General features: G+C 61.3%; 10 protein-coding genes and 1 pseudogene. 4 read left to right on the forward strand and 7 right to left on the reverse strand.

The window, feature by feature from the left end; all coding sequences use genetic code 11:
* Positions 1 to 192: 192 nt before the first annotated feature.
* Complete coding sequence (glgX, locus tag ACTG19_RS02970; RefSeq protein ID WP_439988712.1) at positions 193 to 2,256, forward strand: glycogen debranching protein GlgX; 2,064 nt, start codon at positions 193 to 195, stop codon at positions 2,254 to 2,256.
* Positions 2,257 to 2,350: 94 nt separating this feature from the next.
* Here the strand turns inward: glgX and ACTG19_RS02975 are convergent, their stop codons facing one another.
* From ACTG19_RS02975 to ACTG19_RS02985, 3 genes are all read right to left on the reverse strand, one after another.
* Positions 2,351 to 3,070 carry a hypothetical protein gene (locus ACTG19_RS02975; RefSeq protein ID WP_439988713.1) on the reverse strand — a complete coding sequence of 240 codons (720 nt, stop codon included), beginning with the start codon at positions 3,068 to 3,070 and terminating at the stop codon, positions 2,351 to 2,353.
* A 198-nt stretch (positions 3,071 to 3,268) separates the two neighbouring features.
* Complete coding sequence (locus ACTG19_RS02980; RefSeq protein ID WP_005333463.1) at positions 3,269 to 4,906, reverse strand: ATP-dependent endonuclease; 1,638 nt, start codon at positions 4,904 to 4,906, stop codon at positions 3,269 to 3,271.
* A 262-nt stretch (positions 4,907 to 5,168) separates the two neighbouring features.
* Positions 5,169 to 6,047 (reverse strand): helix-turn-helix domain-containing protein, encoded by an 879-nt coding sequence (locus ACTG19_RS02985; RefSeq protein WP_139746712.1) that lies wholly within the window; start codon positions 6,045 to 6,047, stop codon positions 5,169 to 5,171.
* A gap of 168 nt (positions 6,048 to 6,215) precedes the next feature.
* On the opposite strand from ACTG19_RS02985, the gene ACTG19_RS02990 reads away from it, so the two are divergent.
* Both ACTG19_RS02990 and ACTG19_RS02995 read left to right on the forward strand, forming a co-directional pair.
* The gene (locus ACTG19_RS02990) at positions 6,216 to 7,154 is read left to right on the forward strand and encodes a DMT family transporter (protein ID WP_439988714.1); all 939 of its coding nucleotides are present in this window, start codon (positions 6,216 to 6,218) and stop codon (positions 7,152 to 7,154) included.
* A 48-nt stretch (positions 7,155 to 7,202) separates the two neighbouring features.
* On the forward strand, positions 7,203 to 8,069 hold the full coding sequence (locus ACTG19_RS02995) for a LysR family transcriptional regulator (RefSeq protein WP_439988716.1): 867 nt from the start codon (positions 7,203 to 7,205) through the stop codon (positions 8,067 to 8,069).
* A gap of 76 nt (positions 8,070 to 8,145) precedes the next feature.
* Here the strand turns inward: ACTG19_RS02995 and ACTG19_RS03000 are convergent, their stop codons facing one another.
* The 4 genes and pseudogenes from ACTG19_RS03000 to ACTG19_RS03015 form a co-directional block, all read right to left on the reverse strand.
* Positions 8,146 to 8,922, reverse strand: coding sequence for a TSUP family transporter (locus tag ACTG19_RS03000; RefSeq protein ID WP_124929336.1), 777 nt, complete (start codon positions 8,920 to 8,922; stop codon positions 8,146 to 8,148).
* Between the two features lie 174 nt (positions 8,923 to 9,096).
* Positions 9,097 to 9,852, reverse strand: a complete 756-nt coding sequence (locus ACTG19_RS03005) for a tRNA-uridine aminocarboxypropyltransferase (protein WP_439988717.1) — start codon at positions 9,850 to 9,852, stop codon at positions 9,097 to 9,099.
* Positions 9,853 to 10,025: 173 nt separating this feature from the next.
* A pseudogene (locus tag ACTG19_RS03010) lies at positions 10,026 to 11,236 on the reverse strand (ROK family protein).
* Positions 11,237 to 11,368: 132 nt separating this feature from the next.
* Positions 11,369 to 13,036 (reverse strand): methyl-accepting chemotaxis protein, encoded by a 1,668-nt coding sequence (locus ACTG19_RS03015; RefSeq protein ID WP_139406894.1) that lies wholly within the window; start codon positions 13,034 to 13,036, stop codon positions 11,369 to 11,371.
* A 123-nt stretch (positions 13,037 to 13,159) separates the two neighbouring features.
* On the opposite strand from ACTG19_RS03015, the gene ACTG19_RS03020 reads away from it, so the two are divergent.
* Complete coding sequence (locus tag ACTG19_RS03020) at positions 13,160 to 13,615, forward strand: YchJ family protein (protein WP_075115082.1); 456 nt, start codon at positions 13,160 to 13,162, stop codon at positions 13,613 to 13,615.
* Positions 13,616 to 13,639: the final 24 nt, after the last annotated feature.

The raw sequence follows: 13,639 nt of genomic DNA on the forward strand, positions 1-13,639 counted from the left end.
AGGTCGCCAATAATAGGCGCCAGCGCACAGATTGCAAGTAAATATCTCAAAAAAAGTTTATTCGTAGATTAATCGGACAAATAGTGCGGTCATTAGCAGCATCATGCTGTTTTTTCAGGCAATCGAGTCCTTGCCAGGCATCCGGCACTACACTCAATAAGGTGAACACTCCTCATTTTGGGTAGGTAGAATATGCGCATCTCCGCCGGTCACTGCCGTCAGTTGGGGGCCACACCCGACAGTAACGGCGTCAACTTTGCGATCTGGGCACGCCTCGCCAGCCGGGTCGAACTGCTGCTCTTCGCAAGCGCAGACGATGCGACCCCCGAGGTGATCCCCCTCTCCCCGCGCCTTAATCGCACCGCCTACTACTGGCATATCCATGTGGAGGGGATCTCGGTCGGGCAGCGTTACGCCTATCGCATTCAGGGCCCGTGGCGCCCATATGGCGGCACCCGCTTCGATGCCGAGAAGGTGTTGCTCGACCCTTACGGCCGCAGCATCGAGCTTGGCGCCAATTACGATCGATGGGCGGCGGCCCGTCCCGGCAGCAATCTGGCTTGTTGCGCCAAGAACAAGGTGGTCGATACTCGCCACTACGACTGGGAAGGAGACAAACTGCCCGCTCACTCCCTCTCCCGCTCGGTGATCTACGAACTGCATCTGGGGGGCTTTACCAAGTCCCCGAGCTCCGGGGTCGATCCGGCGCTACGTGGCACCTATCTCGGGCTGATTGAGAAGATCCCCTATCTGCAATCTCTCGGTGTCACCGCCGTCGAGCTGCTGCCGGTGTTCCAGTTCGATCCTCAGGATGCGCCCAAAGGACTCTCCAACTACTGGGGGTACAGCCCCATGTCCTTTTTCGCCCCCCACGCCCAATACGCCTGCGGCGATGATCCGCTGACCGAATTTCGCGACATGGTCAAGGCGCTGCACAAGGCCAATATCGAGGTGATCCTGGACGTGGTTTACAACCACACCGCCGAAGGGGGTGATGATGGCCCCACCTTCTCGTTTCGCGGCATCGACAACGAGGCCTACTACATCCTCGACAACAACCAGAAGGACACCAACTATTCGGGCTGCGGCAACACCTTCAACGGCGCTCATCCGGTGGTGCTTCGGATGATCATGGACAGCCTCCACTTCTGGCGTCAGGAGATGCACGTCGATGGCTTTCGGTTTGATCTGGCCGCCATTCTGTCGCGGGATGAATCGGGTCAACCGCAGGCCAATGCGCCTACCCTGCGCACCATAGATACCGACCCCAACATCGCCGACATCAAGCTGATTGCCGAAGCCTGGGACGCGGGGGGACTCTATCAGGTGGGGTCACTGGCCGGCGCCCGCTGGCGTGAGTGGAACGGCCAGTTCCGGGATGATGTGCGCCGCTTCCTGCGCGGGGATGACAACAGCGTCACCGCCTTTGTCGAGCGGCTGTGCGGCAGTCCCGACATCTACCACTATCACCACGCCGATCCCGAGAAAAGCATCAACTTCGTTACCTGCCACGACGGTTTTACCCTGTGGGACTGGGCCAGTTACAACAGCAAGCACAACGAGGCCAACGGGGAGGAGAACCGTGACGGCTGCGATCACAACTTCAGCTGGAACCACGGCCATGAAGGGGTAACGGAAGATCCCCAGATCAACGCCCTGCGGATGCGTCAGGCCAAAAACATGATGGTGGCGACCCTGCTCTCGGTGGGCTCCCCCATGCTGCTGATGGGAGACGAGCTGCTGCGCACCCAGCAGGGCAACAACAACGGCTACTGTCAGGACAATGCCACCTGCTGGATGAACTGGCTGCCCAATGCCCGCAGTCAGGAGATGTTCCGCTTTATGAAGGAGCTGATCCAGTACCGTAAACACCTGTTCCAGCGCCCGGAGCAGGAGAGCATGCCGCTGTCGCTCACCGAGATCCTGCGCCACAGCGAGATCTGCTGGCATGGGGTCAACGCCGGGCAACCGGATTTCAGCCCCCACTCCCACGCCATCGCCATGTCGGCGCTGTCGAGCGAGACCAAGCTGGCGCTCTATGTGCTGTTCAACGCCTACTGGGAGCCCCTCACCTTCAACCTGCCGAGCCCCCCCAAGGGGGTCGGCGGCTACTGGCGGCGGATCCTCGATACCGCCCTCCCCTCGCCGCAAGATATCTGCACCTTCGGCATGCCGCTGGAGGGATTAACCCGGGAGTATCTCGCCCAGCCGCGCAGCAGTTGCCTCTTTATCTGCGGGGCCGACGATTTCTATTGATCGATTGCTGTGAATTGATAGCAGCGATACCTGCAAGCCAGATATGCAAAAGCCCCGAGTGTTGGCTCGGGGCTTTCTCATTTCAGCGCCAGTGTCAGATCAGCTGGTGCAACACGCTGGTAGCGGCGATCTGGGCGATCAGCAGGCCACACAGGGAGGTGGAGACCACCACTGGCGCGGTATCACGCTGCAAGTAGAGTGGGCTGAACCAGAGCAGCAGAGAGGCCACCAGCAGCGCTGCCTGGGTCACCACCGCCGGGATCAGGGCATCGAGATTGGCCTCACCCCCTTGCCAGCCCACCAGCACTGCCAGCCAGACAAGGCTGGCCATCGCCCCCACCAGACCGGCCAGCGGCAACAGGGTGTTGAATGCCTTGAGACGATGACGGGCCCGCAGCAGCATCAGGTGGGCAAAGGCCGCCCCCAGCATCGCCATCTGCAGCAGGCCGCTCACCCAGCCCTGCAGTTGCAGCAGCCCGAAGCCATAGAGAGCGAGCGGCAACGCCGGTAGCCAGAGCAGTGTCGAGGGGACTGAACGCTTGCCCTCCAGCCGTGACTGGGCCAGCGACAAGCCAACCCCGAGCACCAGTGCTACACCACCACTCCAGATAAGCCAACTGGCCGCCTTGGCCTCGACCGCCAGCATCAGGGAGAGCGCGGTAATAACCCAGATGGAGAAGAGCTGCTGAGTGATGCGCGAGCGCTGGCCAGGGCAAATATCACCGCGCCACAGCACGATGCCGAGGGCGATCAGGGCGCCAAGCGCCATCAATCCGGTGAGGGGAAAGAGCCAAAAAGGGAGTTGGACGAACACGACGCCTCCAGCAGTAAAGATTCGAGGTGCGCCACCGGGGCGCCAGAGAGGGGCGAGTATACCCAAACCGGCGGCTATCCCCAATCGCGACAAACAATCGTGGGCAAACAATCCGGGGCAATTTGCCGCCAGCAGAGCCCACCTTGAGGGGCGCCCTGCTGGCAGCCATATCCATAGTGACGGGATGCAGAGCTGGCTTTAGCCCTGACCGCGGGCCAGCGCCACCACCCGGGCAAACATCTGGCGGATCACCGGCGGAATATGCTCGGCGCCGAGCCGCTCCGCCTCTTCCACCACCGCCAGCGCCATTCCCGGCTTGCTGCGGTGATGGATCGCCTTGTTGATGATGTGACTGGCGCTCCACATGGCGCGCCCACCCACCCCGGCCTCGCGACGAAACACAGCTTCAAAACCGTTGTGATAGAGGTAGTGCTCGATGTCGGCGGCAGGGAGTTGGGTCAGTCGGTCCCGCTCCCGCTCGCCCTTGAGCTGGCCACGGGCCGAGGTGGCATACTTGAGCCCCGCCTCGTCGCCATCGGTCAGCAGGTGCCACTCGATGCCAAAATCCCGCGCCACCTTGATGAGCGGCGACTGGCCGCACTGGGCAAACTCGATGATCCGCACCCCTTCGGCCCGCAGACTGTAACCGCAGATCTGCGCCAACTCGGAGAGCAGCCAGATCTCGGTCTCCCCCTCCACCAGCAGCCAGCAACGGGCAAACAGCGACATGGGGCGGTTGATCCGCACGTGGAAGGCGATCTTGCGCAGATCGTCGCTGCTGTAACGCTCGCCCCCCAGCTGGTGACAGAGGATATCCTGTTGACGGCGCACCAGCCGCCGCACCTGATTGAGAGGCAGGGAGGAGAGCAAGTCCCCCGAGTTGGTGGTGAGCAGCTTCTGGCCCGGCAGTTGTTCCAGCAGCCCCCACGCCAGCGCCAGCATGGTCGGGTGCAGCCGGCTCTCCGGGTCCTCCAGGATCATGATGGGGCGGGCCCCCTCCTCCAGCTCGCGGTTGCCCCGCGCTTGCAACAGGGTCGCAGCCATCCCCGCCATTGCCAGCTGCAGGGCGCGGTTATCGGCGCGGCGCAGCAGGGTATGCAGGTTGCCAGGATTGCGCAATGTCATGGGGCGATTGATGATGTCGCGCTGACTGCGCGGCTTGTTCTTGATGGGGGCCAGAGCGTTGAAGTAGTGGTCCATCAACTGGCGCACCGCCTGCAGCGCCTCTTTGAGCTCCGGCTCGCCGATCCGCTGGGGTTCGTCGATCAGCTTGTCTGCCAGCTCGCTCAGGCGATGCTCGGAGAGATCACCCCACTGCAATGTCTCCACCCCGTTGCGAGCGGTACGGGCGTCCCGAAGCCGGAACACCGGGTTCATGGTGATGAGCATGCAGACAAGCTCGTGGGTGTTGGCAATGGGCAGGCTCTTGCCTACCCCGTCGAGAAAGTCGTGAATGGTGAGCACAGAGCCATCCGCCTGCAGCTCGGCGCTGGCGCGATAGTGAATGCGGTGGAATTTGTCCTTGTGCAGCACCCAGGAGGGGCAAAGACGGGCCAGCCGACGGGAGTGCTGACACATCTGGGGTCTGTGCTCACTGAAGGTGAGCACCAGTTGCAGGTGGCGCGCCGGGGCCAGTTCGGGATCTTCCGGTTGGTGAAAATCCTCGGCGGTGAACTGATAGGGCTCGGCATCCTGCCCCAGCAGACACCAGAGGGCGCGCAGCAGGCTTGATTTGCCCCAGGTATTTTCACCAATCAGCACCGTTGTCTGATCCAGCCCGAGCGACAGGCGATTAATCCCGCGAAAACCTTTTACTTCAATACGTTCCAGAAACATCCAGCCATGTCCACATCATTGTGATGGGGCAATAGTGGCAAAGTTACCGGAAAAATCCTATCGCAGGCGGGGCTTTTTCAACGTGAACTGTGAGGCACTGCAGGTTCGGGAGGGGTAACGACAGCGGTGCGATCTTGCGGGGCATTCCAGTGGCTGAACCAGAGATGACGGGTACGGATTTGACGTTTGCGATAATTCAATGGGCATTCCTTTCAATGGATAAGTGGTAGAGAGTACACCTCTTTTGCCCAAAGTCTCAGGGTTATCTGTGACGAGAAGATGACAATTGCGCCCGCCACTGCCCCGGCGTCAAACCAAACGCCTCGCGAAAACGATTACCGAAATGTGCCTGGGAAGAGAAGCCACACTGACTGGCGATGCTGGCCAGCGGCTCGGGGCCAGCCAACAGCTGCTTAGCCCGTTTGAGCCGCAGCCCCAGCAGATAGCGGTGGGGCGGGCAGCCGAGACTCTGGCCGAACATGCGGGCAAAGTGATACTCGCTCAGCCCCGCCTGCTGCGCCAGCTCTGCCAGCGTGACCGAATCAGCCAGATGGGCCTGCAGATACTCCTGCACCCGCTTGATCACCACGGGCGCCAGCCCGCCGCGCAGAGGCGGCAAACCGGGAGCCTCCTCGGTGTGGTGGCGATAGGCGTGGAGGATCAACATCCAGGCGCCGTGGGAAAGCGCCAGCCGATCGACCCCGTGCTGCCACTGCAGTTGCATCAACTGGCGCTGCACCAGTCCGGCCGCCTGCGGATCGTCGATAAAGGTCTTGTCCACCAGTTGCAGGTGGCGCCCCTCCTTGTCACACACCTCCTCGGCGATACGGGTGAGGTGAGTCGGGGTGAAGTAGAGATGAAAGAAGCGAAACTCTTCGCGCACCAGCCACTCGGATCTGTGGTGATCCGGCATGATGCACACCTTGCCGGTGCCGCCGTGGCCACCCGGCCCATCGAGTCGCTCGGTCTGCTCGCCCCCCTGCAGATAGACGCTCAGGGTGTGGTGGCCCGGCTTGTGATAACGGGTCTGGTCATAGCAGTTGCGCCAACTGGCCACCCCGAGCCCGGGTTCGAGCCAGCAGGCGTCCTCCAGCCGGGCGCCGGTGCTGACCAGTGCATCAAATACCCCTGCTGTTTTCATTCGCCCCTGCCGCCTGTTCCGGTGTACATATTATGCCGCTGCCATCCATCTTACCGACCGCGCCCGCAGATGACAGCGCAAGGCGATGAAAAACCGCAAGATGGTGCAATCCAGCCATCAGGGCTCGCCCCATAGTGGGTCATCTCTCCCTGACTCACCGGAACTGTGATGAATCTGATGCTCTATCTTGCCACCGTGCTTATCTGGGGCAGCACCTGGATTGCCATCGCCTGGCAACTTGGCCCCATTCCCATCGAGGTGTCGGTGCTCTACCGCTTCCTGCTGGCGGCGGTGGCACTGTTTGCCCTGCTCACCGCCAGCGGCCGCTTTCCACGCCTCCCCTGGCACGGCCAGCGTTACGCCGCACTGCTCGGTGCCCTGCTCTTTTCCACCAACTTTCTCTGTTTCTACCACGCCACCCGCTATATCCCGAGCGGCATGTCGGCAGTGATCTTTGCCAGTGCCAGCATCTTCAACGGCCTCAACCTCTGGCTGTTCGAGCGCAAGCGCCCCACCCTGCGCTGGCTGCAAGGCTCCTTGCTGGGGCTCTTTGGCACCCTGCTGCTGTTCTGGCCAGTGTTGGCAGATGCGCAATTGGGTGCAAACGGCTGGAAGGGGCTGCTGCTCGCCTGTTGCGGCACCCTCTGCTTTTCGCTGGGCAATCTGGTCTCGGCCCGGGGCCAACGCCACGGCTACCACGTACTGCAACTGGTACCCTGGGGCATGGTTTACGGCGTGGTGCTGTTGCTGGGCTGGGTCATATTGCTCGGGCAGCAACTGATGGTACCGACCGATGGCCACTATCTGGCAGCCATGGTCTACCTCGCCCTGTTTGGCTCGGTGATCGCCTTTACCGCCTATCTGACGCTGGTGGGGCGCATCGGTGCCAGCAAGGCCTCCTACGCCACCGTGCTCTTTCCGCTAGTGGCGCTTACCCTATCCACCTTTTATGAAGGCTTTGTCTGGCAGCCGGTCTCGGTGGCCGGAGTGGTGATCAGCCTCATCGGCAATCTGGTGATCTTCGCGCCGCCCTTGAGCGAGTGGCGCATTCGACCGGCCAAGGCAGCAAACGACCCTTGCTCCTTAGCCAGTCAGCCCCTAAGGTAGCGCTGATCAATCTGTGACGATCCTGATGGCGATAAACAAGGGGGCGAGATGTTACTGGAAGGGCTGGAGACGCTGAGCCTGCTGGCAAGTGAAGGAACCATGGCCAAGGTGGCCAGTCGCCTCTATATCAGCCAGTCGGCGGTGAGCAAGCGCATTGCCCAGCTGGAGCAGCGCCTTGGCAAGAAGCTGATTGAGCCGGAGGGGCGCCAGATCCGCCTCACCCCGCAGGCGCAGGAGCTGCTGGAGCGAGTGGCCCCGAGTCTGGCCGAGATGAAGGGGGTACTGGCCGATAGCCAGGATCTGGCGGATCAGAGCCCCCTCCCCATCGCCTGCTCTGAAACCCTGCTGGCGGGTTATCTCGCCCACTTTATGCGCGACTATCTGGAGCGCGATCCCCACCTTGCCCTCTCTACCCACCACACGCCGGTCATTCTGGCACGGGTGCGCAGCGGCGATGCCCTGCTCGGCATCTGCGCCGGTCGGCTCCCTCCCGGCCATGGCCTCGGCGCCGATCTGCTGCTTGAGGAGCCCTTCTATCTGGTGGGCGAGGCGCAGCAGAGCCTGCCGCCAGCCAGCGCAGAAAGCAGGCGCAAGATCCTCACCATGGATCTGGAGAACCCCTCCAACCGCTACCTGCGCGAACCGCTGGCTGATTTGGGGCTGGAGCCCGCCATGGAGCTCGACTCCTATCTTGCGCTCATCGAACTGGCCAAGGCAGGCATTGGCCCTGTGCTGCTCCCCGCTGGCCTACTGGGGCTGGTGGGAGAACAGGGGGAGATGGCCCGCCCACTGCCCGGGCTGGGCCGCCCCCTGCATCTGGTCTACCGGCCAAACAGCCTCAAGCGAGAGCGGATCGCCAGGCTGGTGAGCGCCTTGCACCAACACTTTCGCCACCGCAGCGACACGCCGAGCTAGCCGTTTAAACCACCAGATATGACAACGGGGCCCAAGGGCCCCGTTAACAATTGCGATGCGGCAAGCAAGGCGCACATCAGATCCAGACAAACAGCTCCGGATACTGGCTCCAGACCAGCTTGGCGGACATCAGCAGGGAGACGGTCACCAGCAGCGGCTTGATCAGCTTCACCCCTTTTTTCAGCACCATCTTGGAGCCAAAGCGAGCGCCGATAAACTGCCCCAGCGCCATGCAAAAACCAACACTCCACACCACCTTGCCACCGAGCGCAAAGAACAGCAGGGAGGCGATATTCGAGGTGAAGTTGAGCAGCTTGGTATGGGCGGTGGCGCGCGCCATGCCAAAACCCGCCAGCGCCACGAAACCGATGGCAAAAAACGAACCTGTGCCCGGCCCGAAGAAGCCGTCATAAAAGCCGACACCGCCGCCCACCAGCAGCGCAAACAGCATGGGAGTCAGACGGCGGGAGCTCTCGGCATCGCTTACCCGTGGCGAGAAGTAGAAGTAGCAGGCAAAAGCCATCAGCAGGAAAGGGAGCAGGCGCTCGAGAATGGCGGCGTCTATGGTCTGCACCGCCAGCGTGCCGATGGCCGCACCGATAAAGGTGCAGATCACCGCAGGCCAGATCATGGCCCACTCAAGCAGCCCCTTGCGGGCATAGAACCAGGTGGCGGAGAAAGAGCCAAAACTGCTCTGCAGCTTGTTGGTGCCAAGCACCAGCGCCGGCGGCATGCCGGTGGCCAGCAGGGCCGGCACCGTCAGCAGGCCGCCGCCACCGGCGATGGCATCGATAAAGCCGGCGACAAGCGCCACGCCAAACAGGGCAAACAGGGTAACCAGTTCCAATTCCATCCATAGACCTCACGAGAGTGGGTTGCCCGAAGGAGCAACCGGAGATAACCAAAACGACGTTGTGCGGGGGGCACAGACTGTCCGCTATCCTAGCGAGCCACTGACCATGAATCTAACGAAACAGTGGCAGCCAATTGATTCCTGATTTTCATTGATTTGAGCTCAGAGGGCCCGTTAGCAAGCCGTTGAAGCGACGTTCGCTTCCTTGATGGCCGCCAGCGCCTCACAGAGATGATCCTCATCGGCACCGGGGAAACGGCTGACCCGACCGGCCATGTAGCGGCTGCTGAACAAGTTGAACCAGTGCTGCAGTGCCAGCCCTGCCTTGAGCTCTCCCGCCACTTCCAGCACGCAGGCCGCCACTTCGGCGGTGCAGAGGTGCTCCTCGCTGTTGGCCACCCGCATGCCGTAGGTGGAGAGCGCATCGGGTTTGATGGCGAGCACAGGAAAACCGTCCAGGTAGGGGCTCTTGTTGAACATCTTGCGCGCCTCCGGCCAGGTGCCGTCGAGCAGGATCAAGAGCGGCTTCTTGCCCGGAGCCAGCGTCACCTCGCCGGTCAGGCGGGCAGGCTCCTTCTCGCAAGCGGGAAAGACCACATAGGGCTGCCAGGCGGGATCGGCCAGCAGGGCCAGCAACTCGGGATGGGGCCGGGTACGTGACCAGAGAAAGGCCCAGGTGGTATCCGGCAACACATCGGCGATGAGGCGACCGGTGTTGGAGGGCTTCATCGGCTCGCTGTCATACATCAGCAGGCAGAAACCGGCCTCCGCTTTGAGCTCGGGGCGCCACTCGCAGGCACACCAGTCCTCGCGCAGCTGACAGGCCGGACAGCGGGCCAGGGTGCCGCCACGGGCAAGAAACGGTCGGGTAGAGATACTCTTGCGCCAGGCCCGCAGGCGGTTGACGGCGTGATCAGGAACAGGCTTCATCTAGGTTCACAACTGGAGTCAAAACAGGAACGGCAGCGGTGCCAACATGTCACGGCGCCATAGGGCGCGATAACAGGGGGCTGCCGGAAAAGCGCAAGATTGTACCGAGTTACGCGCTGGCGGAACAGCAATCCCTGCCCCTTTCGCCAGATGCAGTGCCCACTCCTCTTGCCTTACGACTCCTGACAGCTGCGCAGCAGCTCCAGCAACAGGCTGCCATCGCGCAGTGCCTTGTGCACCTGCACCGAAGTGGGCTTGGTGGGATCTTCGTAGAAGTGGGTGGATTCAATCTGCAGCCGCACCAGATATTCGGCGGGCAACTGGCTGGCCAGCGACTGGTGCAGCATGGGGAACAGCAGCCGATCGGCACGGGTGATTTCCCCCCCAGTAGCAGCTTGCCCGGATTGAGCAGGCAGATGAGATTGGAGAGTACCTTGGAGAGACGACCCGCCGCCTGATGGAGAATATCCTGACAGAGGCTGTTGCCCGCCAGCGCCAGCTCGCACAGCTCGCGGATGGTGACGCTCTCGGGCAAGTCGTGCTCCTGCATCCGTTCGCGCAGATCCCGGTATTGCGCCTCCAGCGCCTGATTGGTCACCAGGGTGCAGGCGCAGCCAAAACCGCCGCAGTAGCAGCGCTGGCCATAGGGCTCGAGCTGCAGGTGGCTGAGATCCCCGAGCAGCGCATTCTCGCTCTCGATGAGCTGACCATTGACCACCATGCCGACCCCGATGTCGTTGTGGACAAACACCAGCACCGCATCGGCACAATTTTTGGCGGCACCCCACTCCCGCTCGGCCTGGATCCAGGTGCGCACGTCACCGCTCACCAGCACAGGTACCGAGAACGCCTGTTGCAGAGTCGGGCCAAGGGGCCAGTTGCGCAGATCGTAGAAGGGGAAGTGCTTGACCATACCGGAGTGGCGCTCTACCTGACCCGGCAGACAGAGGGCGATACAGGCCAGACTGAGAGATTTTCTCGGCAAAAACACCTTGATGGCGTGCACCAGACTGCCCAGCAGATCGGCGCGCTCCTCCTCGGTAAAGAGGTGGCGCTGGCGGGCCAGCGAGCGACCGGAGAAGTCAAACAGCGCCATATCCACGTAGCCACGGCCAAGACGCATGGAGAGAAACTGGAAGCGGCGCTCGTTAATGCGCAGCAAGGTCTGGCGACGGCCGCGCCCCACCGAACTTTCACCACAGGTGACCACCAGACCCCCATCGAGCAGTTCCCGGGTGATCTTGGTGATACTGGCAGGCGAGAGGCCGGTCAGGCGGGAGAGATCGGTACGCGACAGCTCCTTGTGCTCTTCCAGGCTGGCATAGACCAGGCCGTAGTTGAGCTGCCGGATCAAATCGATACTACCTTTCACGATCTCATTCATAGGGTATGGGGCAAAGGCTGAAAAAAAGAGGCTGGCAATTTTCACACATTATTGGTCAATCCCCAAATAAAGTGCGGCCTGAACCGGGGGTCAGGCCGCATCTTGTGGTTGCCGTCACGGACCATTACAAGATCAATAACGGAATTGCGATACCAGTTTGCGCAATTTGTCGCCGGTACTGGCCAGATCCCGGGTGGTGCTGTTGGATTCCACCGCTGCGCTGGTCAGCTCGCTGACAATCTGCTGAATGGCCACCAGGTTCTTGTTGATCTCCTCCGATACCGCGTGCTGCTCCTCGGCGGCGGTGGCGATCTGGATGTTCATGTCGTTGATGGTACTGACCGCCATCACCATGCTGTCGAGGGAGCTGGCGATATGGCTTGCCTCCTGCACCGTCTCCTGGCTGCGATCCTCGCTCGCCTGCATCACCTCCACCGCCTGCTTCACCCCGCCCTGCAGACGTTGCAGCATCTCGTTGATCTCCTTGGTGCTTTGTTGGGTACGACCCGCGAGCGAACGCACTTCGTCCGCCACCACCGCAAAGCCGCGCCCCTGCTCACCGGCACGGGCCGCCTCAATGGCGGCGTTCAGCGCCAGCAGGTTGGTCTGCTCGGCAATGCCGCGAATGACCTCCACCACAGAGCCAATCTTGGCGGTCTCTTGCGCCAATTGCTCGATAACGCCGGAGGCGGTATGCACCTCCCCCACCAGCCGGTTGATACTGTTGATGGCCCCGCTCACCACACCCCGGGCGGCGTCCGATTCACGGGCCGCATCACTGGTTGCCGTCGCGGCATTGGAGGCACTGGCCGCCACCTCCTGCGCGGTGGAGCTCATTTCTGTCACCGCGGTGACCACCTGATCGGTCTCGCGACTGTGGCCCTGCATCTGATGGTCATAGTGCTCGCTGAGATGGTGCAGCTTGTCGACCGCGCTAAAGAGGTGGTTGCTGGTCTCGCCCACCTGACTCACCACCGACTGGATCCGCTCGACAAAGCGGTTGAAGGCGCTGGCCAGCTGACCAATCTCGTCCTGGCTCTGCACCTTGAGCCGCTGGGTAAGATCACCGTCGCCGTTGGCGATATCGTTCAATGCCAGTACCGCATCCGCCAGCGGCTTGGTGACCCGATTGCCCACAATGACGGTCGCCGCCAGGGTGATACCTAGGATCAGCAGGATCACCAGCACACTGCTCTGCAACGAGGCATGCATGTTGCTCTCGCGCTCTGCTCGCAAGGCCGCCAGCTCGTTGTCGATATCATCGATATAAAAACCGGTACCAATGGCCCACTGGTATTTGTCCAGCACCAGAGTAAAGGCCAGTTTGGGAGCATCGCGCCCGATAGAGGGCTTGGCCGTCCAGTATTCGGTAAAACCATCCCCCTGACGGGCCGACTTGAGGATCTCCTGGATCAGCAATTTGCCCTTGGCATCCTTGTCGTTCCAGCGGTTTTTCCCCTCCAGCTCGGTACGTACCGGCAGCAGTATGGTGTTGCCCTCGAAGTCATAGACAAAAAAGTAGCCGTCACTGCTGTAACGCAGCGGCCTGAGCAACTCTTTGACCTTTTGACGATTTTCCGGTGAATCCGGCAGGGAATACACGGCATCGACGGCGGTTTTGGCCATCATGATGTAACTGCTGAGCAGCGCTTTACGCTCCTTGATGGCATTTTCCCTCGCCACCACCAGATCAGACTCCAGATCACTCTTGGAGACCATGTAGTTACTGAGATTGACCACTAGGGCCATCAGCAGCACGGGTACTGCACCCAGTAACAGGATTTTCTGCTTTAGCGTCATCTTTCACATCCTTGCAGCTGTTTTTATTGGAATTCCTTGCTTACCCATCAGTATAGGTGCTGGCAGGGCGAGCCCAGCTTTCGTTACAATTCCCTTAAACAAATCGGCCAGAACGTGAAAATCATGAATCTTTGTCCTTGTGGCTCAACCCTTTCTCTCGAATTGTGCTGTGGCTCACGTCACAGTGGCGCTGTGGCTGACACCCCGGAACAGCTGATGCGCTCTCGCTACAGCGCTTTTGTGCTCGGTCTGGGGGAGTATCTGGTCCATAGCTGGCACCCGGCCCACCTTGGCGGTCTCACCGCCGAAGAGCTTTCACGCATCGACACCCGCTGGGATGGTCTCGAGATCATCGCCAGCCAGGGCGGTCCGGAGGATGAAACCGGGATGGTGGAGTTCAAAGCCTGGTTTCTGGAGGGGGATGAGCGTCACTGCCTCCATGAGCGTTCCCGCTTCGTGCGTTATCAGGGGCGCTGGGTCTACACCGAGGGGGAGCAGGATCCGGCCCCCCTCAAGGCGGGACGCAACGATCCCTGCCCCTGTGGCAGCGGCAAAAAGCACAAGAAGTGCTGCGGCTGACCCATAACACACCCTCCAGACTCG

It is taken from the genome of Aeromonas sp. 3P (assembly GCF_051919745.1).
GTDB classification, from domain to species: Bacteria; Pseudomonadota; Gammaproteobacteria; order Enterobacterales; family Aeromonadaceae; genus Aeromonas; species Aeromonas veronii.